This window comes from Microbacterium sp. IO18 (genome assembly GCF_049099505.1).
GTDB classification, from domain to species: domain Bacteria; phylum Actinomycetota; class Actinomycetes; order Actinomycetales; family Microbacteriaceae; genus Microbacterium; species Microbacterium aurugineum.
In genome coordinates this window covers 274979-296625 of the sequence record NZ_JBMJAF010000001.1, presented here as the reverse complement: position 1 = coordinate 296625, position 21647 = coordinate 274979, and the positions used below count along the sequence as shown (strand labels likewise).

The window sequence follows — 21647 nt, the reverse complement described above, 5'->3', positions numbered from 1 at the left end:
ATGTCCGCTCCAAAGAAGGTTTTCGGGATCATCCTCGCCGGCGGCGAGGGCAAGCGACTCATGCCTCTCACCGCGGATCGCGCGAAACCGGCGGTGCCGTTCGGCGGACAGTACAGACTCATCGACTTCGCGATCTCGAACCTCATCAATTCCGGTCTGCGACAGATCGTCGTGCTGACGCAGTACAAGTCCCACAGCCTCGATCGCCACATCTCGCAGACCTGGCGCATGTCGGCCCTCCTCGACTCCTACGTCGCCTCGGTCCCCGCGCAGCAGCGCCTCGGCAAGCGCTGGTTCTCCGGCTCCGCCGACGCGATCCTGCAGAGCATGAACCTGATCAACGACGAGAAGCCCGACATCGTCGTGGTCATCGGCGCCGACCACGTGTACCGGATGGACTTCCGGCAGATGCTCGAGGCCCATGTCGCTTCCGGGGCGAAGGCGACTGTCGCGGGTATCCGCCAGCCGCTCGCCCTCGCCTCGCAGTTCGGCGTGATCGATGCGGACGCGGAGTCGGGAAGAATCAAGCAGTTCCTCGAGAAGCCGACCGACATCGCCGGTCTCGAGGACTCGCCGCACGAGGTGCTCGCCTCGATGGGCAACTACATCTTCGATGCGGATGCCCTCATCGCGGCCGTCGAGGCCGACGGTGAATCACCCACCTCGGGCCACGACATGGGCGGCGACATCGTCCCCTACTTCGTCGACCGGGGCGAGGCCGGGTACTACGACATGAAGCAGAACGAGGTTCCCGGTTCCTCCCCGCGTGACCGCTCGTACTGGCGCGATGTCGGAACCATCGACTCCTTCTTCGACGCGCACCGTGACCTGATCTCGACGCTGCCCGTGTTCAACCTCTACAACATGGAGTGGCCCATCCACTCGCAGGCGGTCAATTCGCCTCCGGCGAAGTTCGTGCGCGACTCCGTCGGGCGGATCGGCAACGCGATCGACTCGATCGTGTCGCTCGGCTCCGTGCTCTCGGGGACCCATCTCGAACGCAGCGTCGTCGGACCGTGGACGCTCGCCGGTGGCGGGTCGACCATCACCGACTCTGTCGTGTTCGACCACGTCCAGGTGGGTCAAGGAGCCCGCGTGCATCGCGCGATCCTCGACAAGAACGTGGTGCTGGCCGACGGCGCGACGGTGGGCGTGGATCGGGAGCGCGACCTCGCTCGTGGCTTCACGGTGACGGAATCAGGCATCACGGTGGTCGGCAAGGGCGTCTTCATCGAACGCTGAAGACGTCACGCGGCGCGTCGACCCACCGGGTGATGGATAGGCTCGACGAGTGACTGCTGCACGATTCCTCGTCGTCCTCGATGCCGATTCCACCCTCATCCGCAATGAGGTGATCGAACTGCTCGCCGACGAGGCCGGACGGCGCGACGAGGTGCAGGCTGCCACGGAGGCGGCGATGCGCGGCGAGGTCGACTTCGCGACGAGCCTGCGTGCCCGGGTCGCCGCGCTGAAGGGCGTTCCGGTGTCGGCATTCGAGCGTGTGCGCGCGCGGATCGAACCCACCCCGGGCGTGCGCGAACTCACCGCCGCCGTCCGCGCCCGCGGCGGTGTCGTCGGCGTCGTCTCCGGAGGCTTCCACGAGATCCTCGACGTGGTGGCGCCCGACCTGGGCGTGGACCGCTGGCGGGCGAACCGGCTCGAGGTGGTCGACGGCTCGCTGTCCGGTCACGTCGACGGAGACATCGTCGACGGGGCGGCGAAGGCGCGCTCCCTCCAGGAGTGGGCGGCCGATCTCGGGGTCGCGCCACACGCCACGATCGCGATCGGTGACGGTGCCAACGACCTGGCGATGATGGCCGTCGCCGGGCTCGGTCTGGCCTTCAACGCGAAGCCCGCGGTCCGTGAGGCGGCGAGCCTCGTGATCGGCCCGCAGGACCTTTCCGAGGTCATCGCGCTGCTTCCGTAGGAGAACTCCTGGCGATTGTCCGAACCCGCCACTAGCGTCGGCTCATGGACATCATCCTCATTCCCGGACTCTGGCTCGACGCATCCAGCTGGGACGACGTGATCCCGGCGCTGGAGGAGGCAGGTCATCGGGTGCACCCGCTCAGCATGCCCGGACTCGGCGAAGACGCATCCGTCTCCTCCGAGATCGGCATCGCAGAGTGGATCGCTGCCGCCGCCTCCGCCGTCGATGCCGTCGACGGCGACGTCGTGGTCGTCGGGCACAGCGGCGGCGGCAATGTCGCCTGGGGTGTCGCAGACGCTCGCCCCGACCGGGTGCGCCGCGTGATCTTCGTCGACACGGCGCCGCCCGCGAACGGACACGGGATCAGCGAGTTCGACGTCGTCGACGGGGTCGTGCCGTTCCCGGGATGGGATCACTTCCCTGACGAAGACGTCAACGACCTCGATGAGGCCACGCGCGCACGGACCGCACCGCTCACGCACAGCGTCCCTGCACGGGTGCCGACGGACGGCATCGCGCTCCGCGATCCGGCGCGCTACCGTGTGCCGGTGACCCTGCTGATGGGCGACCTCGATCAGTCCGCGTTCGAGAAGGTGATCGAGCAGTGGGGCCCGTTCGCCGACGAGTTCCACGCGATCGAGTCAGCCGAAGTCGTCCGCGTCGGATCCGGCCACTGGCCGCAGTTCTCCGTGCCGGAGCGGCTGAGCGCGCTCCTCAACGCCGCGATCGCGCGGTGATGCTCGCGGAATGCGTCAGTGCCCCATCCCGAGACCGCCGTCGACGGGGATGACCGCACCGGAGATATAGCCGGCATCGTCGCCGGCGAGCCACGTCACCACACCGGCGACCTCGTCCGGCGTGGCGAAACGGGCAGCCGGGATGTTCGCCTTGTACTGCTTCTGCGTCTCCTCCGGGAGCTCCGCGGTCATGTCGGTCTCGATGAACCCGGGAGCGACGACGTTCGCCGTGATGCCGCGAGCACCGAGCTCGCGCGTGATCGAGCGGGCGAAGCCGACCAGTGCGCTCTTGGACGCGGAGTAGTTGACCTGCCCCGCGGAGCCGTACAGACCCACGACGCTGGAGATCAGGATGATCCGGCCGAAACGAGCCCGAAGCATCCCCTTCGAGGCGCGCTTGACCACGCGGAACGTCCCGCCCAGGTTGGTGGCCACGACGCTGTCGAAGTCGTCCTCGCTCATGCGCAGCAACAACGTGTCCTTCGTGATCCCCGCGTTCGCGACGACGATCTCGATCGGACCGAGCTGTTGCTCCACCTCGGTGAAGGCGGCGTCGATCGCTGCGGCGTCGGTGACGTCCGCACGGACCGTGAGGGTGCCTTCAGGGCCCTCGCCGCTGCGCGCGGTGACGGCGACGCGGTATCCCTCGCGCACGAAGCGCTCTGCGATCGCGCGGCCGATGCCGCGATTGCCGCCGGTGACGAGGACGACGCGCTCAGCGCTCATGGGGACACTCCTGATCTGGGCCGGTGGCGCGGGGTTCCGGGCCGTCATCGATCCTACCGATGTTGCCGACGCCGGCCGCGGCACCGCGTTGACAGACACTCTGCATGCTGGGAATCTGAAATCGACGAAAGGCTTCCTCGTGAGCGACAACCGCACCCCCTCTTCCGGAGACGAGACGCCGGTCAGCCCGCCGCCACCGCCCGCTCCGCCCGCACCGTCCGCGCCGCCGATCGCTCCGCTCCCGCAGAGCGGTCCCGGCCCCGCACCGTCGTACACGCCCCCTGCGGCACCGTTCCCCGGAACCGCCCCTGCCGCGTCCCCGGTGCCTGGATACGGCCCGCCGCCCCGGCCCGGCTACGCCCCGCCGCCGCAGCCGGGGTATGCACCGCCCCCGCAGCCGGGATACGGCGTCGCTCCGTCGCAACCCGGATGGGGAGCGGCACCCGTCCAGCCCGGTTACGGCCCTCCTTCAGCGCCCGGGTACCCCGTCGTCGCGCCGCGCCCCACCAGCCCCCTGGCGGTCACCTCGTTGGTCTGCGGCCTCGCCGGCATCGTGCTCTTCTGGGCGGTCATCCCGCTCCTGGCATCCGTCGCGGCGGTCATCACCGGTCACATGGCGCTCGGACAGACCAAGCGCAATCCGGGAATCGGTGGCCGGGGAATGGCGATCGCCGGACTGATCCTCGGCTATGCGGTGGTGGGCGTGGGCGTGTTCATCCTGGTCAGCACGATCATCAGCTTCCTGTTCCTCGGGGCTTTCAGCCTGCCGTTCATCTTCGCCGGCTGAGTCCCCGAAGGGCATCCGAGGGGTCTGCATCGGCGTAGGCTGGATGCATCGTGAAGAACGCGCGTCAAGTCCCGGCCGTCACCTCACTGCCGCAGTCTCCGCGGGATGAGGCAGACCATCGTGTGCGCCGCTATGCCTTGACGATGACGATCCGCATCGTGTGCTTCGGGCTCATGGTGCTGGTCCAGCCGTACGGGTGGTACACCTGGGTCTTCGGCATCTCCGCCGCTGTCCTGCCCTACATCGCCGTGGTGTTCGCGAACGCCGGGAGCGACAGCACCGAGACCACCGCGGAATCCCCCCTGCGGGAGATCGATGCCCCGCGGCCCACGCCGCTCGACTCCGAACCGTCGGCTCCGCAGATCTTCACGATCCACGAAGGCCCCAAAGAACCATGAACGACTTCGAGTGCTCGCGTGCCGGTTGCCGGAGCGCGGCGACCCGTCAGGTGGTGTGGCGCAATCCCCGTATCCATGCCGCCGATCGCGAGAAGATCTGGTTGGCGTGCGATGCACATGTCGATTTCCTCCGCGACTACCTGGCGGCGCGCGACTTCCCGGTGACCGTTCGTGATGGGGTTCCCGCATGAGCCGGCGCCTGACCCGCTGGACCGTGTACGTGCTCATCGCGATCGGCTTCGCGATCGCTTGCGTCTTCCTCTCGAACTGGCAGTTCGAGAGGAACGAGACGCGCGCCGCGCAGATCGAGCTCGTCGAGCAGAACTACGACGCGGCTCCCGTCCCGCTGTCCGCGGTGATCGGTGAGGATGGTGCACTCGATCCCGACGACGAGTGGCGGCCCGTCACGCTGCAGGGTGAGTATCTGGCCGATCAGGAGCTGCTGGTGCGCAACCGTCCGCACGGCGGGACGAGCGCGTTCGAGGTCTTGGTCCCGTTCCGTGACGCCGATGGGCGCATCTTCATCGTGGATCGCGGCTGGGTGCCTCCGGGCGAGGGCGCTGAGCCGGACTCGGTGCCGTCGCCACCGGAGGGAGAGGTCGAGGTGACCGTGCGACTGCGCCCGGGCGAGCAGCTTCCCGCCTCGGGGCGTGGCGCGCCCGAGGGGCAGGTGCCCACGATCAACCTGCCCTCGATCGCCGAGCAGGTCGACGGCGAGGTGATCACGGGGGCCTATGGTCGGGTGATCAGCGAAGCTCCCGCAGGATCCGGGTCTCTGGGGGGCTTCGACTCCCCCACCGATGACCCCGGCCCGCACCTGTCGTACGCGATCCAGTGGATCCTGTTCGCCCTCATGGGATTCATCTTCATCGGGTACATCATCCGCACGGAGATCGTGAAACACCGGGAAGAGGTCGAAGGTGTTCCTGCGCCCGTGAAGAGTCCGCGTCGCCGTGATCACGACGCCGATGTCGAGGATGAGCTGCTCGACGTGCGGTGACCCCGGGGCGGGTGCTCAGTCCTCCCAGGGCATCGGCCGCTCCGGCAGACGCGCGCTGTCATCCGGAAAGCGAGGCAACTCCTCGCCGCCGGCACGGAGACAGAGCCAGCGCAGCTCCCCCGGGCTGTCCGGCCGTGCTCGCCAGGTGCGGGCGACGCCCTGACCGACGCGGATCACGGTTCCGGGTCCGACCTCGACGACGTCGTCGTCGAGACCCATCTGACCGCGCCCACCGAGGAACACGTACACCTCTTCGATCTTCCTGTGCACGTGCCAGTACCCGGCCTCCTCACCCGGTTCGAGCGCGTTCGCCGTCATCCCGATGTACTGCATGGTCAGCTCGTGATCCACGACCCTTCGCCCGTCGCGCGCCCGGGCGGCGTCAAAACCTCCGTGGTGGGCACGCCACTCGTCGAGCGCCCCGATCTCGACCACCTGATAGTCACTCATGCCTTCTCCTCGATGCTCCAACCGGCGTCGGTACGGTCATAGACGATTCGTGTGTGGTGCCGGTCGGGCGCACCCTGCCAGAACTCGACACGGGTCGCGAGGAGCCTCCAGAGGACCCACTCCCCGGGCGCCACACCGGCACGGGCCTCGGCCGAACGCGCCGCGAGGTCGGCTGCGCTGTCCTCGACGGATGCCTCTTGAATCCGTCCGCGGACACGCACGGCACGCAGGACGGGCTGCCACCAGAAGTTCAGCGCGGCCACCGGGTGCGCGTCGAGCTGGGCGGCCTTGCGCGAGGAGCGGGAACCCGCGAAGGCCCATCCGCGCTCATCCACGTCTTTGAGGATCAGCGTCCGGGCGTCGGGCATGCCGTCGAGGTCGAGCGTCGCCAGGGTCATCGCGTGCGGCTCCGGCACTCCCGTCGCAGCCGCCGTCGTGATCCACTCCCGGAAGAGCGGTACCGGGTCATCGGGACGTTCGACGGCTTCACCCGGAGGTACTGCTCCCGTGAGCGAGGGCTGCACGCGCAACCACGCACTCATCTCGGAAGGACGGGATCGCGGCTCAGTCTGCATGCTCCCGACCATGCCATGAGTCGCCGTGTGGATCCGTCATCGACCTGCACAGCAGGGTGAGCGCGGTCAGGCGAGCTCGATGAGGTCCTGGTACTCCTGGCTCCAGATGTCCTCGACGCCGTCGGGCAGGATGAGCACGCGCTCGGGGTTGAGCGACTGCACGGCGCCGGGGTCGTGCGAGACGAGGACCACCGCGCCCTCGTAGTGCGCGAGCGCTCCGAGGATCTCCTCACGTGAGGCGGGGTCGAGGTTGTTGGTCGGCTCATCGAGCAGCAGCAGATTGGCGGACGACACGACGAGCGTCGCGAGGGACAGACGGGTCTTCTCCCCACCGGAGAGCACCCCCGCCGGCTTGAGCACATCGTCCCCGGTGAACAGGAAGGAGCCGAGCACCTTGCGCGCTTCGGTCTCGGTGATGTGGGGCGCAGCGGACACCATGTTCTCGAGCACCGAGCGGCTGACGTCGAGATTCTCGTGTTCCTGCGCGTAGTAGCCGACCTTCAGTCCGTGACCGGGCTCGAGCTGGCCGGTGTCGGGCTGATCGACGCCTGCGAGCATCCGCAGCAGCGTGGTCTTTCCGGCACCGTTGAGGCCGAGCACGACGACCTTGGACCCGCGGTCGATCGCGAGGTCGACATCGGTGAAGATCTCGAGCGAACCGTAGGACTTCGAGAGGCCGCTCGCCATCATCGGGGTCTTGCCGCACGGTGCCGGCTTCGGGAAGCGCAGCTTCGCGACCCGGTCCTCCTGACGGACCTCGTCGAGACCGGCGAGCAGCTTCTCGGCGCGGGCGATCATCTGGTGGGCGGCCGCGGCCTTCGAGGCCTTCGCGCCGAAACGGGCGGCCTGCAGCTGCAGCGTCGTCGCCTTCTTCTCGGCGTTCGCGCGCTCCTTCTTGCGACGCTCCTCATCCGCCACCCGCTGACGCAGGTAGTTCTTCCAGTTCATGTTGTAGGTGTCGATGATCTGGCGGTTCGCGTCGAGGTAGAACACCCGGTTCACGGTCTCGCCGACCAGTTCGACATCGTGGCTGATCACGATCAGACCACCCTTGTAGCCCTTGAGGAACTCTCGCAGCCACACGACGCTGTCCGCGTCGAGGTGGTTGGTCGGCTCGTCGAGGATCATCGTCTGCGCGTCCGAGAAGAGAATGCGCGCGAGCTCGATGCGACGACGCTGCCCACCGGAAAGCGTCGACAGCGGCTGGTCGAGGATGCGGTCGGGAAGGGAGAGGTTGTTGGCGATCGAAGCCGCCTCCGCCTCCGCCGCATAGCCGCCCTGGCCTTCGAACTGCTCGGTCAGACGCGCGTAGCGCTTCATCGCCTTGTCGGCCACGGCGGGATCATCCGATCCCATCGCGAGTGCCGCCTCGGTCATCCCGAGGTTCAGCTGGCCGAGACCACGAGCATCGAGGATGCGGGTGCGGGCGAGGTCTTCAGGGTTGCCCGAACGGGGGTCCTGCGGCAGGTAGCCGAGCTCGCCCGAGCGGGTCACACTGCCGCCGGACGGCAGGACGTCACCGGCGAGCACCTTGGTGAGCGTCGTCTTCCCGGCCCCGTTGCGGCCGACGAGTCCGATCTTGTCTCCGTCGGCGACACGGAACGAGACGTTCTCCATCAGCAGGCGCGCGCCAACGCGGATCTCGAGGTCGTGCACGGCAAGCACAGCGGACGTCCGTTCTTTCGGGGAGGGTGGTCGGCCGATCGGCCAGCCTCCCAGTATATGCGTCGTAGCCGGGGGCCTCGCTCAGCAAGATCAATCCGGAGAGTGACGCAGGCGATACCGCGGAGGGATGCCCCCCGCCGCACGCGCCGCATAACGTGCTCGAGTGGACATCCTCAACGAGCTCATCATGCAGGCCATCGCCTCCCCCTGGCTGTACCTGGTCCTCTTCGCGGTCACGGTCATCGATGGCTTCTTCCCGCCCGTGCCCAGTGAGACCGTGCTCGTCGCCGCGGCGGCCGTCACCGCTTCGACGGGCGAGGGGAATCTCCTGCTCCTCGGTGCGGTCGCGGCGGTCGGTGCCGCGATCGGCGACAACCTCGCTTTCCTGATCGGGCGGGCGATCGGCACCACACGCTTCGCCTGGATGCGGCGCCCCCGGGTCGCCGCCACCTTCGCCTACGCCCAGCATGCACTCGACCGACGCAGCGCCACTCTGATCCTCGGCGCCCGCTACATCCCGGTGGGTCGCGTCGCCGTCAACATTTCCGCCGGCGCTCTCGGCTTCCCCTGGCGGCGGTTCCTCCCGTTGAGCCTGATCGCCGGCACCAGCTGGAGTGTGTTCAGCCTCGCGATCGGCCTGCTCGCCGGTGCCTGGATCAAGGATCAGCCGCTGCTCAGCGCCGGCCTCGGGATCGTCATCGCCCTCGTCGTCGGGCTCGTGATCGACCGGCTCGCCGCAGCCCGTCGCCGCCGCGCCCCGGCCGCCCAACTGGCAGGATGACAGTCATGGCACGCCGACGCGAGCGCACACCGCTGCGCCAACGCATCAGCCGCCGCACCGCCGCCCTCGTGGCCTTGGGTGCGGCGGCCGCGGCGCTGTACGCCGTCCTGGTGTCGCTGCAGACCGTGTTGTACGGCACACCGCTGCCCCTGTCGTTCATCCTCGGTGCCGCTCTGTGCGCTTCGCCGCTGCTCGCACTCTCCCGCCCGGCGTTGGCCATCGGCCTCTTCACGGCGGCCGCCCTCACCCTGCCCCTCACGGTCGTCACCGAGATCGCGGTCGAGTCCCCGTGGCCGTGGTCCGTCCCCGCACTCCTGACGTTCGTGCTCTTCGTGGGCGTCGTCACCTTCGTCCACGGCGGACGACTCGGCGCGTTCGCCCTGCTCCTCGGTGCGATCGCGTCGCTTCTCGCGCCGGTCATCCGCCCCGACCTGGTGGCGCGGCCGGAGTCCTCGGCGAGTGCCACAGCCGACCTCATCGTCACGACGGCGGTCGCCGCCGCGATGTTCCTCATCGCGGCTCTGGTCGCCGGTCGCGTCCGGGTCGCCGCCGAGCTGACGCGCGAGAAGGAGCACAGCGCGCTCGAGGAAGCCAGGCGCGCCCTCGTCGAGGAGCGCACCCGGATCGCCCGCGAACTGCACGACGTCGTCGCGCACAGCATGTCGGTGATCCAGGTCCAGGCGTCGACCGCGCGGTACCGCATCCCCGAGCTGGGCGACGTGGCGACGGCCGAGTTCGACGACATCGCCGCGACCGCGCGCAGCTCGCTCACCGAGATGCGACGGATGCTCGGTGTCCTCCGAACAGAGGATCAGGGTGCCGAGCTGGCCCCCCAGCAGGGCATCGACGACATCCCTGCCCTGGTCGACAGCATCCGGCGCGCCGGTGTCGAGGTCGGCCTCGTGCTCGAAGGCGGAGACACGACGAACGCCGAACCCGCCGTGCAGATCGCCGCGTTCCGTATCGTCCAGGAAGCACTGAGCAATGCGGTCCGCCACGCGCCCGGCGCGAGGATCGCGGTGCGGTTGCACGCGGACGCTCGCACCGTCCACATCCGTGTGCACAACGCCGCGCCGCCGCACCGTCCTGATGGTCACGGAGGCGGCTACGGCCTGCGTGGCATGCGGGAACGCGCCGAGATCCTCGGCGGGAGCCTCTCCGCCGGCCCCGCGGAGGACGGCGGGTGGGATGTCGACGCCGTCCTCCCCGTCGCCCCCGGCAGCACCGCCTCTTCCCCCGACAAGGAGAATCCGTGACGATCAGCGTGCTCATCGCCGACGACCAGGCCATGGTCCGCGCCGGATTCGCCGCGCTCCTCGATGCCCACGAGGGGATCCGGGTGGCCGGACAGGCATCGACCGGGGCCGAGGCCGTCGCCCTCGCAGCACGTCTCGATCCCGACGTGATCCTGATGGACGTGCGCATGCCCGAGCTCGACGGGATCGAGGCGACCCGGCGCATCCTCGGCCCGTCGTACCCGGCCGCGCATGTCCCGCGGATCCTCATGCTCACCACCTTCGACATCGACGACTACGTGTACGACGCGCTCGAGGCCGGAGCGAGCGGATTCCTGCTCAAGGACGCGTTGCCCGAAGAGCTCGTCCACGCCGTGCGGGTCGTCGCCGGCGGAGACGCCCTCCTTGCACCGAGCGTGACGCGGCGGATGATCGAGCAGTTCGCCGGCCGCCGCCCCCGCGCGCCACGCTCCGCGACCGCGCTCGCAGAACTCACCGATCGTGAACGCGAGGTGCTCGTCCTGATCGGCAGGGGCCGCTCGAACACCGAGATCGCCGCCGACCTCTTCATCGCCGAGCAGACGGTGAAGACACACGTCGGCAAGGTGCTCGCGAAGCTGAACCTGCGCGATCGCGTGCACGCCGTGATCCTGGCGTACGACACCGGTCTGGTCGAGCCGTCGTCCTGACTCACCCCCTCGTAGGGGGTCGCAACGGCACTCGGGGGTGATGCCGTCGCGGTCACCGCATCCATAGTCTCCGGGGACACCGCTCCCGAGGAGGACTCATGGCCATCGTCCAGACGCCGCACGCCGCCGTTTCCGCGCGTCCCCGGCGCCCAGCCCGCGACACCGGGATCGACTTCGTCCGGGCGCTCTGCGTGCTGGGCGTGGTGCTCCTGCATTCGATCATGGTGGGCGTCACGGTCGCCGACCAGGGCCCTGTCTTCACCAATGCCAGCGACGGCACCGCGTGGATCGCGCCGCTCAGCTGGCTGCTCCAGGTGATGCCTCTCTTCTTCGTGATCGGCGGCTTCTCCGGACTCCTCGCCTACCGGCGGACTCGGGAGCGCGGAGGCACGGCGATCGGATTCATCGCGGGTCGACTGCACCGCCTGCTGCGGCCCGCCGTCTTCACGATCGCGGCTGTCGGGGTGGGTCTGGCACTGCTCACGGTCGCCGGGGTCCCTGCCGACCTCATCGCGACCGCGGGATTCCGCTACGGCCAACCCCTGTGGTTCCTCGGCGTGTTCCTGCTCTGCCAGACCCTGCTCCCGCTGCTCGCCTCGGCGCACGAGCGGGCTCCGCATCGTACGATCACCGTGCTGGCCGCGGCGGCGATCGCCGTCGATGTGCTGCGCGCCGTGACCGGACTGGAAGGGCTCGGCTTCCTGAACCTCGCCTTCGTCTGGATGGCCCTGCAGCAACTCGGCTTCTTCCTCGCCGACGGACGCATCGACGCGCTCCGCAGGCGCACACGGGCGGCAGCCGGATTCGGTGCGTTGCTGGTGCTCGTCGCCACGTTCGCGTCCGGCCTCTACTCCTCCGATCTGATCGCGAACATCAATCCGCCGACCGGAGCGCTCCTCCTCGTGGGTGTTGGGCACACGAGCCTGCTGTCCTTGCACCGCGAGCGGCTCGAACGTTTCAGCCGGCGACCCCGCGTCGCAGCCTTCACCGGATTCGTGACCGTCCGCACCATGACGATCTACCTCTGGCACATGCCCGTGCTGCTCGTGATGGCGGGCGTCACCGCGGTCTCCGCGATGGCCGTCGGGGCCACCCTTCCCGCACTCGCCAGCGCGGGCTGGTGGGCCGGCCGTCCGCTCTGGCTCGTCACCGCCCTGGCACTCACCGCGCTCGCCGCCGTCGCGTTCACTCGATTCGAGGCACAGCCCGCGCCGCAGGCGACGGCTTCGCGACCGAGGCTGGTGGTCGGTGTCCTGAGCGGTCTGATCGGCATCGTGCTGCTCCTGGTGCTCGGCACCTCGGTGGCCACCGCGCTGATCGCCGTCGCACTGCTCCTCAGCGCTCTCCGCCTCTGCTCCCAGGAGAAGACCTCGCCGTCACCGGCAACGGGTGTCCTCGTCCCGGCCTAGAGGTCAACCGATACCCCGGGCCGCCAGCGCGTCACCGACCTCGTCCGCATGACGCAGGGCCAGCACGAGCAGCGGGACGACCGCGCGCACCCCCAACCGCACGCCACGGGCGCGCTCCGCCTCCCGGAGGCGCTCGAGGAAACCGGCCATCACCGGGATCGTCGTGAGGGTGAGTGAGACGGTGAGGGCCGCCGCATCGGGATCCACCCCGAAACGGTGGAGCGGCCGCAGGAAGCGACGGAGCACAGCGAGGAGGTCGGACACTCGCGTCGTGAGCGTCAAGAGACTCGCGAGGAGGAGCACGGCGACGACTCGCCCCGTGTTGACCCAGGCGGCAGAAGGCGAGACGAAGACCGCCAGAGCGACGCCGAGCACGGCGACGAGCCAGCGCAGACGCCAGATCTCGACGAACGGCGCCCGGAGCGGGAGACCGCCGATGGCGTACAGCGCCACCACGAGGGTCAGGGATACGGCGATGCTGAGCGGGTCATGCGGGTACAGCGATAGGACGAGGGATCCGAGCGCCAGGGCCGCCAGCTTGAACGTGGCACGAGCCCGATGGAGGACGCCGTGCCCGGGAATGTACAGTGCGATCATGCGCACGCCCGACGGTAGGCCTCGATCACCGTCGCCGGCTCACCCACGGTACTGACCCGCCCCTCCTCGAACAGCACGACCGCCTCGCAGCGCGCGGCCAGCTCGAGATCGTGCGTCACGACCACCACCTGGGACGGCTGCGCGAGCAGGAGATCGCCGATGCGGCGCGCGTTGCGGAGATCGAGGAGAGTCGTCGGCTCATCGGCCACGATCAACTCAGGCTCGGTGATGAGCACGGAAGCGAGCGCGAGCATCTGCTTCTGTCCGCCGGACAGACTCGACGCCGGGACATCGGCGTGGCGCGCCAGACCATGCGCGTCGAGCGCCGCGCGCACCAGCGCGTCCGCCTCTGCTTTCGGACGCCCGCGCACCGAGAGCGCGAGATCTTCAGCCGGTGTCGGCATGAGGATCTGCGCGTCGGGATTGGTGAACACGAACCCCACACGCCTGCGGAGGTCCGCCCGATCCCGCTGCGGATCGATCCCGTGTACCGACACGTGACCGCGGCTCGGTGCCACCAGCCCGTTCAGAAGTCGCACGAACGTCGACTTCCCCGACCCGTTCGCTCCGATCACGGCGATCGTGGGGGCGCTGAGCTCCAGCGTGACGTCCTCCAGCACGGAGCGACCATCGAACTCCACCGACACCCCGTCGACCGCGATCACACCGTGTCCGACCGGGGTTCGTCCTGCCTTCGTCATCGCTTCCTCCGCTGCCGCGCCAGTGAACCTGAACAGTGTTCACCTGAACAGTGTTCACCTGAACGCCGTTCACTATAATGGGCGCATGACCCCCGACCCCAATCCGGCACGACACGATCGAGACAGCGTCGCCCGCAACGCGCTCGAACTCCTGGATGAAGTCGGGCTCGCGGACCTCTCGATGCGGCGCATCGCCGGTCGGCTCGACGTCCAGCCGAGTGCCCTGTACTGGCACTTCGCAAGTAAGCAGGAGCTGCTCGCCGAACTCGCCGATCGCATCACGGCGTCGATCCCCCTCCACGGCACCGACGTCTTGGAGACCGCACGCGGGATCCGCGACGCCCTGTTCGCCTATCGGGACGGCGCGGAACTGGTGCTCAGCACCTATGCCCTGCAGCTCGGCTCATCGCACGCCCAGTCTGCGCTGACACAGGCGCTGCGGGCCCAGGGAGCGATCGATGCCGACGAGCGTGGTGCCGCCCTCCTGCACTTCGTCCTCGGGCACGCCACCCTCGTCCAGCAGAGAATGCACGCCGACAGTCACGGAGCACTGCTCCCCACCCCGGAGCCCGATGTCACGGCCGGGCTCGACCGGGTCTTCGACCTCGGTGTCCGCGCCCTCGCCGGCGAACTCAGCGCGCGGGCGACTCCGACGCCTCCCCGAGGCTGAGTCCGGGATCCTCGGCTACCACGGTGAGCGGTGCCGCCCCGTGGAGCGACGACCACGCACGTCTCAGCCACGGTCCAGGGGTCAGCGATCGACGAGCGCCGCGATGCGCTCGACGGCTTCGGTGAGAATCTCCGGACTCGTGCCGAAGTTCAACCGAACGTGCCCGGCGCCTTCGATCCCGAACGCGGGGCCGAAGTGCAGAGCGACTTTGGCGTCCCTCAGGATACGGCGTGCGGGGTTCTCCCCCCATCCCAGGGCGGAGAGGTCGATCCAGGCAAGGTATCCCGCGTCGGGTATGCGATAGCGCGCGCCGGGCAGACGCGAGGCGAGCAGGTCTTCGAGGAGGACGCGATTCTCGTCCAGGGTGCGCAGCAGACCGTCGAGCCACTCATCGCTCTCTTCCGAGAACGCGGCGACGGCAGCCAGGAGCCCGAACTGCCCCGTGCGCCACTCGACTTCCACCGGAAGACCCCGCACGACCGCGGTCGTCTCCTCATCGGCCGTGACCATCAGCGCGCACTTGAGCCCGGCGAGGTTGAACGCCTTGCTGGCGCTGACCACCGCGTATCCGACCCGTCGAGCGGCGTCGCTCGCGGCGAGGAAAGGAGTGAACCCCGTCCCGGGCTGTGCGAGCGGCGCATGGATCTCGTCCGAGATGACCGCGACGCCGAACTCCTCGGCCAGGTCCGCGAGAGCAGCCAGACCCTCCCGAGCGTGCACGGTTCCGGTCGGATTGTGCGGATTGCACAGCAGCATCGCCGTCGCGCCGTCTTCGAAGGCGCCGCGAATCCCGTCGAGGTCGAGCTCCCACCCGATCCCCGTATCGCGCAGCGGCACCCTCTGGACCTCGGCACCGGACTCGGCGACCAGGTCGTAGAAGGGCGGATACACCGGCGGGGTCACGACGACTCGCTCGCCCGGCTGGGTCACCCGACGCAGGATCTCGACGAGGCCCATGCTGACATCCGCGGTGCTGCGCATGCGGGCGGGATCCGGGGACCACCCGTAGCGGCGCGCCGCGAACGCCGCGAACGACTCGGCGAGGGGTGTGCGGGAGGCCACGTAACCAGTGTCGCCGACCTCCACCGCGCGCTGCAGCGCGGCGGAGACGGCAGGTGCGAGTGGGAAATCGGTCTCTGCGACGAAGAGCGGAAGCACGTCGGCCGGATACTCGCGCCACTTCTCGCTGCTGCGCTCACGGAGTTCTGCCAGAGGCAGCGCCTTCACCTGAAGCATTCGTTCTCCCGAGATTCGACACACGCCATCGCGGTGTCCTCCGAACCGGCGCGCGTCGATGACGCCGACCGACGGTCCTCCGTGACGGTCAGATCGCGAAGCCGAGAGCGCGCATCATGTCGCGCCCGTCGTCCGTGATCCGCTCCGGACCCCACGGCGGCATCCAGACCCAGTTGATCCGGAAGCGATCGACGACGCTGTCCAGAGCCTGAGCTGTCTGGTCCTCGAGGACATCGGTGAGCGGGCACCCGGCGCTGGTCAGCGTCATGTGGATGACGAGAGCATCGTTCTCGTCATCCCAGGCGAGGTCGTAGATGAGGCCGAGGTCGACGACGTTGATCCCGAGCTCGGGGTCCATGACGTCTTTGAGAGCCTCGGTGACCGCGTCGTACTTCTCGTCCGTGAGGGTCGCTGTCATGCGATCAGCCTACGCCTCGATAGGGGCTGCAGGGTCGAGGAAACGGTCGTATCCCTCGTTCTCCAGCCGGTCGGCGAGCTCCGGGCCGCCCTCTTCCACGATCTTGCCCGCGACGACCACGTGGACGAAGTCGGGACGGATGTAACGGAGGATGCGGGTGTAGTGGGTGATCAGCAGCACGCCGAGCCCGGTGGACTCCTTCGCACGGTTGACACCTTCGGAGACGATCTTCAGCGCGTCGACGTCGAGGCCGGAGTCGGTCTCGTCGAGGACCGCGAACTTCGGCTTGAGCACCTCGAGCTGCAGGATCTCGTGACGCTTCTTCTCACCGCCGGAGAAGCCCTCGTTGACATTGCGCTGCGCGAACTTCGGGTCCATGCGCAGGTTCGACATGGCGGCCTTGACGTCCTTGGTCCACCCGCGGATCGCCGGTGCTTCGCCGTCGAGCGCGGTCTTCGCAGTACGCAGGAAGTTCGTCACCGTGACGCCGGGGATCTCCACCGGGTACTGCATCGCGAGGAACAGTCCTGCGCGAGCGCGCTCGTCGACGCTCATCTCCAGGACGTCCTGGCCGTCGAAGGTGATCGAACCGGAGGTCACCGTGTACTTCGGGTGACCTGCGATCGTGTAGGCCAGGGTCGACTTGCCGGAGCCGTTGGGGCCCATGATGGCGTGGGTCTCACCGGTGTTCATGGTGAGGTTGATTCCGTTGAGGATCGGGGTGGTCCCCGCCTCGGTCTCGACCGTCACGTGCAGGTCGCGGATCTCGAGAACAGACATTCTTCAGACTTCCTTAATCACAGTCGGATCGATGAGCACGTCGTCGCCGTCGATCTGGACGACGTAGACCGGGACGGGCTCATATGCGGGGAGATTCTGGGGCTTGCCGGTGAGCAGCGAGAAGGCCGAGCCGTGCGCCCAGCATTCCACGGTGTCTCCCTCGACGAAGCCCTCGGACAGCGAGATGTCGCCGTGGGTGCAGGTGTCGCCGATGGCGTGGATGACTCCGTCGCCGTCCTTGATCACGGTGATGGGCACACCACCCGGGTCGACGCGCAGAGGCGTGTCCTGCTCGAGGTCGGCGACACCGCAGACGCGTTCGGCGGTCATGCACTCACCTCGGCGAGCTCCGCCTCGATCGCCGCCAGCAACTCGGTCTCGAGAGCGGGGATGCCGAGGCGCTGCACGATGTCGGTGAGGAAGCCGAGCACGACGAGTCGTCGCGCTTCTTCTTCCGTGATACCGCGGGCCTGGAGGTAGAAGAGCTGCTCGTCGTCGAAACGACCGGTGGCGCTGGCGTGGCCCGCACCGAGGATGTCGCCGGTCTCGATCTCGAGGTTCGGGATCGAGTCGGCGCGCGCGCCCTCGGTCAGCACCAGGTTGCGGTTCGCCTCGTAGGAGTCGGTGCCCGTCGCGTCTGCACCGATCAGCACGTCGCCGATCCAGACGCTGTGGGCGCTCTGTCCCTGCAGTGCCCCCTTGTAGAGGACGTCGCCCTTCGTGTGCGGCCCCTTGTGGTGCAGATACACCTGGCTCTCCAGGTGCTGCCCGGCGTCCGCGTACGAGAGGCCGTAGAGGTACCCCTCGGAGCCGGCACCGGCGAGCTCGACACTCGGGTTGACCCGCACGACGCCGCCACCGAAGCTGACCACGAAGTGCTTGAGGGTCGCATCCGCGCCCACCCTGGCCTGGTGCGCGGCGGCGTGCACGGCGTCATCGGCCCACTGCTGCAGGCTGATGACGGTGAGCTTCGCCCCGTCGCGAACGATGATCTCGACGTTCTGCGCGTACTGCGCGGAGCCGGTGTGCTGGAGGACGACCGTCGCCGCGCTGTGCTCGAGCGCTTCGATGACGATGTGCGCATCGGCCCGACGCTCAGCGCCCAGACCCGTGATGGCGATGAAGATCGGCTCTGCGACCTCCTCTTCACGCGGGATGCGCACGTGAAGGGCCTCGGGGCTGCCCTGCCAGGCGACGGCGGCCGTGATGTCCTCCGCGAGGAAGACCTGACCACGGGGCTCCGCGCCGACGGCGAGCGGGGCGGCGATGTACTGCTCCCCCGCGCTGTGCGCGTAGCTGACGCCGTCGTTCGGTGACGCGACCTCGAACAGCGGGGCGAGCTGCGCGATCGGGGTGTGCTTCCAGTTGACCTCGCGCCCGGTGGGGGCACCGAAGTCGGAAGGTTCGAAGGAGTGCGGCCGCTCCGAGCGGGTCTGCACCGGGACGAATCCGGCTTCTGCGACCTGGGCCGCGGGGTCGATGTGCGCGTTCGTGTGCTGCGCCTCGGCAGGCGCTGTCGTAGCGGCGGTCACTAGCCGACCGATCCTTCCATGCCCATCTCGATGAGCTTGTTCAGTTCCATCGCGTATTCCATGGGCAGCTCGCGTGCGATCGGCTCGATGAAGCCGCGCACGATCATCGCCATCGCCTCGTCCTCGGGCATTCCGCGCGACTGCAGGTAGAACAGCTGCTCCTCGCTCACCTTCGAGACCGTGGCCTCGTGGCCGAGCTGCACGTCGTCGACACGGATGTCGATCGCCGGGTAGGTGTCGGAGCGTGACTTGGTGTCCACGAGCAACGCGTCGCATCGCACGGTGTTCGCCGAGTGGTGCGCCGCGGCGTCCACGCGCACCTCGCCGCGGTAGCCGGCGCGCCCGCCGCCACGCGCGATCGACTTCGAGACGATCGACGACTGGGTGTACGGCGCCATGTGGATCATCTTCGCGCCCGCGTCCTGGTGCTGGCCGGGGCCGGCGAAGGCGACCGAGAGCGTCTCCCCCTTGGCGTGCTCGCCCATCAGGTAGATCGACGGGTACTTCATCGTCACCTTGGAGCCGATGTTGCCGTCGACCCACTCCATGGTCGCGCCCTCGTGCGCCACGGCGCGCTTGGTGACCAGGTTGTAGACGTTGTTCGACCAGTTCTGGATCGTCGTGTAACGCACGCGGGCGTTCTTCTTCACGATGATCTCGACGACGGCCGAGTGCAGGGAATCCGACTTGTAGATCGGAGCCGTGCAGCCCTCGATGTAGTGGACGTAGCTGCCCTCGTCGGCGATGATCAGGGTCCGCTCGAACTGGCCCATGTTCTCGGTGTTGATCCGGAAGTACGCCTGCAGCGGGATCTCGACGTGCACGCCCTTGGGGACGTAGACGAAGGAACCGCCCGACCAGACGGCCGTGTTGAGCGCGGCGAACTTGTTGTCACCCGCGGGGATGACGGTGCCGAAGTACTCCTCGAAGAACTCCGGGTGCTCACGCAGAGCCGTGTCGGTGTCCATGAAGATCACGCCCTGCTGCTCCAGGTCCTCGCGGATCTGGTGGTACACGACCTCGGACTCGTACTGAGCGGCGACACCGGCGACCAGGCGCTGACGCTCGGCCTCGGGGATGCCGAGCTTCTCGTAGGTGTCCCGGATCTCGGCCGGAAGGTCTTCCCAGGACTGCGCCTGCTTCTCCGTGGAGCGGACGAAGTACTTGATGTTGTCGAAGTCGATCTCGCTGAGGTCTGCGCCCCACGTCGGCATCGGCTTGCGCCCGAAGAGCTGATAGCCCTTGAGACGGGTCTTCAGCATCCACTCGGGCTCGTTCTTGAGGGCCGAGATGCCGCGGACGACCTCTTCCGAGATACCGCGTTTCGCGATGGCACCCGCAGCGTCCTCATCGTGCCAGCCGAACTCGTACACCCCCAGACCGTCAAGCTCCGGGCGGTCGATCAGTACATCCGACATCCAACACTCTCCTCACAGGTCCCAAACGGTGTCATCCGCCCCGACACACCTGATCCCCGTCGAGTCTGCGGGAGCGGGTGCCGTTGGTGGGCCCTCATCACCGGCGCTTCCATCGCGCCTAAACTGTTGACGATGCTTCAGCGCGGTCAGCGCTCATCGCAACAATCCGATTCTACAGGTTCCGCCTGACAGACGGGCCATGCCCGCCGCGTCGCGCGCGGTCCGGAGGACTTATGCCCGAGACGATGATCCCCGCCTCCCCGAAGACGGACACGGCACCGCCGCGTTCAGCGCTGTGGGGCCGTGCGTTGACGGTCTTCGCCTGGCTCTCCTTCCTCAGCGAGACCATCATCATCGGCACCGGTGGCGCCGTGCGCCTCACCGGTTCGGGACTCGGCTGCTCGGATTGGCCGCTGTGCACTCCCGAGTCCCTCGTCCCGGTCTTCGAGGTGCAGGGCATCCACGGCCTGATCGAGTTCGGCAACCGCCTGATGACCGGCGTCGTCGGGATCATCGCGCTCGTGGTCGTGCTCCTGGTCCTGCGTCGGTACAGCGGGAAGCGCGGCCTGGTCCAGGCGTTGTGGTTCGCCGTCGGCGGCATCGTGGGAGCCGTTCTCACCTACTTCCTCGTGACCCTCGTCTCCGGCTTGTCCGGAGCGGAAGAGGCTCCTCTCGCGTTCCCCTTCGCGACGGGTGTCCTCCTCCTCGCGATCATCGCGGCCGCGGTCCACTCGGTGCGCACGACCGCCGCACGACGCGATCTCGTCGCTCTGGCCTGGATCGTCCTGGCGGGCGTCGTGGCCCAGGCGCTCGTCGGCGGCATCACGGTCCTCACCGGACTCAACCCCTTCATCGTGGGATTCCACTACGCGTCATCACTGCTGCTGGTGTGCGTCACGGCTGCCTTCCTGGTGCGTCTGAAGACCGCGCCGGGGCCGCGCGAGCGCTCGGTGCCGACCTGGTTCGCGATCGTCACCCACCTGACCGGCCTCGTCCTGGCCATGACGATCCTGTTCGGCGTCCTGACGACGGGTTCCGGTCCGCACTCCGGTGACGCCGACGTGCTGCGCCACGGCTTCGATGCGACCGTGCTCGCGCATGTGCACTCCTGGCCGGGATACATCCTCGCCGGCCTGGTGCTGTTCTTGACGATCGCTGCCTGGGTGCTCCGTCTGGAGCCTCGGCGCTGGCTGCTCGTGCTGGTCCTCGCGATCCTCGTGCAGGTCGGCGTCGGGGTGTGGCAGGCCCGCGAAGGACTCCCCCCGGTGCTGGTCGGCATCCACATGGTCCTGGCCGCACTCTCGGCCGCGACTTACACGGTGGTCGTGCTGCGCTTGCGGCGTCCGGTCCCTGCGGAAGACTGAGGTCGCACAGGCGATGCACAGGCGGCGCATCGCCGACTCATCAGCAGGTCGGCGATGATGGCCGCATGAACAAGTCACTCTCACGAAGCATCGGCTTCTGGCTCCTGCTCGTCGTCTCCCTCGCCGCGACCGCGGTGGGTGGATGGCTGATCTCCGGTCAGATCGCCACGATGACCAGCACGCTGCTCGATGGCACCGCCACCGGCATCGAGGTGTACGTCGGACAGTCGCTCGTCGTCGTGGGCGCCGGCGTGCTCGCCGCCGGCATCGTCGGCATCCTGCTGACGCTCGGACTTGTCGCCGCGCGTTCGCTCGTCCCGGTCCCTGCTCCGGCCGTCGTCGAGACAATCGACTGGACGGTGGAAGCGGAGGAGCCGTCGACTCCGGTCGCACCCGAGTCCACCGCGGTCCCGACCACCGAGGTTCCCGCGGACGGTGCCCCCGGCACCGTCGAGCAGGCGGCCGACGAGAAGACCGAGGACGACCCCTCCGTCACCCGCTGATCACCCGAGCTGGAACACGACGGGGCGGCACCGAGAGATCGGTGCC

General features: G+C 68.4%; 26 protein-coding genes. 14 read left to right on the top strand and 12 right to left on the bottom strand.

The window, feature by feature from the left end; translation table 11 throughout:
- Genes ACLF6J_RS01485 through ACLF6J_RS01475 form a run of 3 tightly spaced genes read left to right on the top strand, consistent with a single transcriptional unit; the run spans position 1 to position 2667 of the window.
- Entirely contained in the window at positions 1 to 1242 is a 1242-nt protein-coding gene (locus ACLF6J_RS01485) for a glucose-1-phosphate adenylyltransferase (RefSeq protein ID WP_047520039.1), read from the top strand.
- A gap of 49 nt (positions 1243 to 1291) precedes the next feature.
- Positions 1292 to 1927: a phosphoserine phosphatase SerB gene (serB, locus tag ACLF6J_RS01480; RefSeq protein ID WP_134353816.1), complete on the top strand. Its 636-nt coding sequence runs from the start codon at positions 1292 to 1294 to the stop codon at positions 1925 to 1927.
- Between the two features lie 44 nt (positions 1928 to 1971).
- Complete coding sequence (locus tag ACLF6J_RS01475) at positions 1972 to 2667, top strand: alpha/beta fold hydrolase (protein ID WP_134353817.1); 696 nt, start codon at positions 1972 to 1974, stop codon at positions 2665 to 2667.
- Positions 2668 to 2682: 15 nt separating this feature from the next.
- Here ACLF6J_RS01475 and ACLF6J_RS01470 read toward each other — a convergent pair whose 3' ends face one another.
- Complete coding sequence (locus ACLF6J_RS01470; protein WP_047520033.1) at positions 2683 to 3393, bottom strand: beta-ketoacyl-ACP reductase; 711 nt, start codon at positions 3391 to 3393, stop codon at positions 2683 to 2685.
- Between the two features lie 139 nt (positions 3394 to 3532).
- On the opposite strand from ACLF6J_RS01470, the gene ACLF6J_RS01465 reads away from it, so the two are divergent.
- The 4 genes from ACLF6J_RS01465 to ACLF6J_RS01450 are packed head-to-tail and all read left to right on the top strand — an operon-like array spanning position 3533 to position 5578.
- Complete coding sequence (locus tag ACLF6J_RS01465) at positions 3533 to 4180, top strand: DUF4190 domain-containing protein (RefSeq protein ID WP_134353818.1); 648 nt, start codon at positions 3533 to 3535, stop codon at positions 4178 to 4180.
- Positions 4181 to 4230: 50 nt separating this feature from the next.
- The gene (locus tag ACLF6J_RS01460) at positions 4231 to 4578 is read left to right on the top strand and encodes a DUF3099 domain-containing protein (protein ID WP_047520031.1); all 348 of its coding nucleotides are present in this window, start codon (positions 4231 to 4233) and stop codon (positions 4576 to 4578) included.
- A complete protein-coding gene (locus ACLF6J_RS01455; RefSeq protein ID WP_047520029.1) occupies positions 4575 to 4769 on the top strand; it encodes a hypothetical protein in 195 nt (64 codons plus the stop codon). Before ACLF6J_RS01460 ends, ACLF6J_RS01455 begins: the two co-directional genes overlap by 4 nt.
- Positions 4766 to 5578, top strand: a complete 813-nt coding sequence (locus ACLF6J_RS01450) for an SURF1 family protein (RefSeq protein WP_134353819.1) — start codon at positions 4766 to 4768, stop codon at positions 5576 to 5578. Before ACLF6J_RS01455 ends, ACLF6J_RS01450 begins: the two co-directional genes overlap by 4 nt.
- Positions 5579 to 5593: 15 nt before the next feature.
- Here the strand turns inward: ACLF6J_RS01450 and ACLF6J_RS01445 are convergent, their stop codons facing one another.
- The 3 genes from ACLF6J_RS01445 to ACLF6J_RS01435 form a co-directional block, all read right to left on the bottom strand.
- Positions 5594 to 6028 carry a cupin domain-containing protein gene (locus ACLF6J_RS01445; protein ID WP_047520024.1) on the bottom strand — a complete coding sequence of 145 codons (435 nt, stop codon included), beginning with the start codon at positions 6026 to 6028 and terminating at the stop codon, positions 5594 to 5596.
- On the bottom strand, positions 6025 to 6603 hold the full coding sequence (locus tag ACLF6J_RS01440) for a pyridoxine/pyridoxamine 5'-phosphate oxidase (protein ID WP_208526560.1): 579 nt from the start codon (positions 6601 to 6603) through the stop codon (positions 6025 to 6027). The genes ACLF6J_RS01445 and ACLF6J_RS01440 overlap by 4 nt, the downstream gene beginning before the upstream one ends.
- Before the next feature lie 66 nt (positions 6604 to 6669).
- Positions 6670 to 8268 carry an ABC-F family ATP-binding cassette domain-containing protein gene (locus ACLF6J_RS01435; RefSeq protein ID WP_047520019.1) on the bottom strand — a complete coding sequence of 533 codons (1599 nt, stop codon included), beginning with the start codon at positions 8266 to 8268 and terminating at the stop codon, positions 6670 to 6672.
- 163 nt (positions 8269 to 8431) lie between these two features.
- On the opposite strand from ACLF6J_RS01435, the gene ACLF6J_RS01430 reads away from it, so the two are divergent.
- The 4 genes from ACLF6J_RS01430 to ACLF6J_RS01415 all read left to right on the top strand — a co-directional run bounded on the left by ACLF6J_RS01430 (position 8432) and on the right by ACLF6J_RS01415 (position 12382).
- Complete coding sequence (locus ACLF6J_RS01430; RefSeq protein WP_134353821.1) at positions 8432 to 9049, top strand: DedA family protein; 618 nt, start codon at positions 8432 to 8434, stop codon at positions 9047 to 9049.
- A gap of 5 nt (positions 9050 to 9054) precedes the next feature.
- Entirely contained in the window at positions 9055 to 10305 is a 1251-nt protein-coding gene (locus tag ACLF6J_RS01425; protein ID WP_134353822.1) for a sensor histidine kinase, read from the top strand.
- On the top strand, positions 10302 to 10973 hold the full coding sequence (locus tag ACLF6J_RS01420; protein ID WP_134353823.1) for a response regulator: 672 nt from the start codon (positions 10302 to 10304) through the stop codon (positions 10971 to 10973). The genes ACLF6J_RS01425 and ACLF6J_RS01420 overlap by 4 nt, the downstream gene beginning before the upstream one ends.
- Positions 10974 to 11071: 98 nt before the next feature.
- Positions 11072 to 12382 carry an acyltransferase family protein gene (locus ACLF6J_RS01415; protein ID WP_134353824.1) on the top strand — a complete coding sequence of 437 codons (1311 nt, stop codon included), beginning with the start codon at positions 11072 to 11074 and terminating at the stop codon, positions 12380 to 12382.
- A 3-nt stretch (positions 12383 to 12385) separates the two neighbouring features.
- Here the strand turns inward: ACLF6J_RS01415 and ACLF6J_RS01410 are convergent, their stop codons facing one another.
- On the bottom strand, positions 12386 to 12979 hold the full coding sequence (locus tag ACLF6J_RS01410) for a CbiQ family ECF transporter T component (protein ID WP_134353825.1): 594 nt from the start codon (positions 12977 to 12979) through the stop codon (positions 12386 to 12388).
- Positions 12976 to 13680 carry an energy-coupling factor ABC transporter ATP-binding protein gene (locus ACLF6J_RS01405; protein ID WP_134353826.1) on the bottom strand — a complete coding sequence of 235 codons (705 nt, stop codon included), beginning with the start codon at positions 13678 to 13680 and terminating at the stop codon, positions 12976 to 12978. Before ACLF6J_RS01405 ends, ACLF6J_RS01410 begins: the two co-directional genes overlap by 4 nt.
- 85 nt (positions 13681 to 13765) lie before the next feature.
- Here ACLF6J_RS01405 and ACLF6J_RS01400 point away from each other — a divergent pair, with 85 nt between their 5' ends.
- Positions 13766 to 14350 carry a TetR family transcriptional regulator gene (locus ACLF6J_RS01400; protein ID WP_052193278.1) on the top strand — a complete coding sequence of 195 codons (585 nt, stop codon included), beginning with the start codon at positions 13766 to 13768 and terminating at the stop codon, positions 14348 to 14350.
- A gap of 81 nt (positions 14351 to 14431) precedes the next feature.
- Here the strand turns inward: ACLF6J_RS01400 and ACLF6J_RS01395 are convergent, their stop codons facing one another.
- From ACLF6J_RS01395 to sufB, 6 genes are all read right to left on the bottom strand, one after another.
- A complete protein-coding gene (locus ACLF6J_RS01395; RefSeq protein WP_134353827.1) occupies positions 14432 to 15586 on the bottom strand; it encodes a MalY/PatB family protein in 1155 nt (384 codons plus the stop codon).
- Between the two features lie 88 nt (positions 15587 to 15674).
- Complete coding sequence (locus ACLF6J_RS01390; RefSeq protein ID WP_021200756.1) at positions 15675 to 16004, bottom strand: metal-sulfur cluster assembly factor; 330 nt, start codon at positions 16002 to 16004, stop codon at positions 15675 to 15677.
- A 9-nt stretch (positions 16005 to 16013) separates the two neighbouring features.
- The gene (gene sufC, locus ACLF6J_RS01385) at positions 16014 to 16784 is read right to left on the bottom strand and encodes a Fe-S cluster assembly ATPase SufC (RefSeq protein ID WP_047520007.1); all 771 of its coding nucleotides are present in this window, start codon (positions 16782 to 16784) and stop codon (positions 16014 to 16016) included.
- Between the two features lie 3 nt (positions 16785 to 16787).
- Positions 16788 to 17114 (bottom strand): non-heme iron oxygenase ferredoxin subunit, encoded by a 327-nt coding sequence (locus ACLF6J_RS01380; protein WP_131491174.1) that lies wholly within the window; start codon positions 17112 to 17114, stop codon positions 16788 to 16790.
- Positions 17111 to 18316, bottom strand: coding sequence for a Fe-S cluster assembly protein SufD (sufD, locus tag ACLF6J_RS01375; protein ID WP_421076807.1), 1206 nt, complete (start codon positions 18314 to 18316; stop codon positions 17111 to 17113). Before sufD ends, ACLF6J_RS01380 begins: the two co-directional genes overlap by 4 nt.
- On the bottom strand, positions 18316 to 19734 hold the full coding sequence (gene sufB, locus ACLF6J_RS01370) for a Fe-S cluster assembly protein SufB (RefSeq protein WP_131491175.1): 1419 nt from the start codon (positions 19732 to 19734) through the stop codon (positions 18316 to 18318). The genes sufD and sufB overlap by 1 nt, the downstream gene beginning before the upstream one ends.
- Before the next feature lie 245 nt (positions 19735 to 19979).
- Here sufB and ACLF6J_RS01365 point away from each other — a divergent pair, with 245 nt between their 5' ends.
- Both ACLF6J_RS01365 and ACLF6J_RS01360 read left to right on the top strand, forming a co-directional pair.
- Positions 19980 to 21098, top strand: a complete 1119-nt coding sequence (locus ACLF6J_RS01365) for a COX15/CtaA family protein (protein ID WP_421076806.1) — start codon at positions 19980 to 19982, stop codon at positions 21096 to 21098.
- 65 nt (positions 21099 to 21163) lie between these two features.
- A complete protein-coding gene (locus ACLF6J_RS01360; RefSeq protein ID WP_244093663.1) occupies positions 21164 to 21601 on the top strand; it encodes a tetraspanin family protein in 438 nt (145 codons plus the stop codon).
- Positions 21602 to 21647 lie beyond the last annotated feature (46 nt).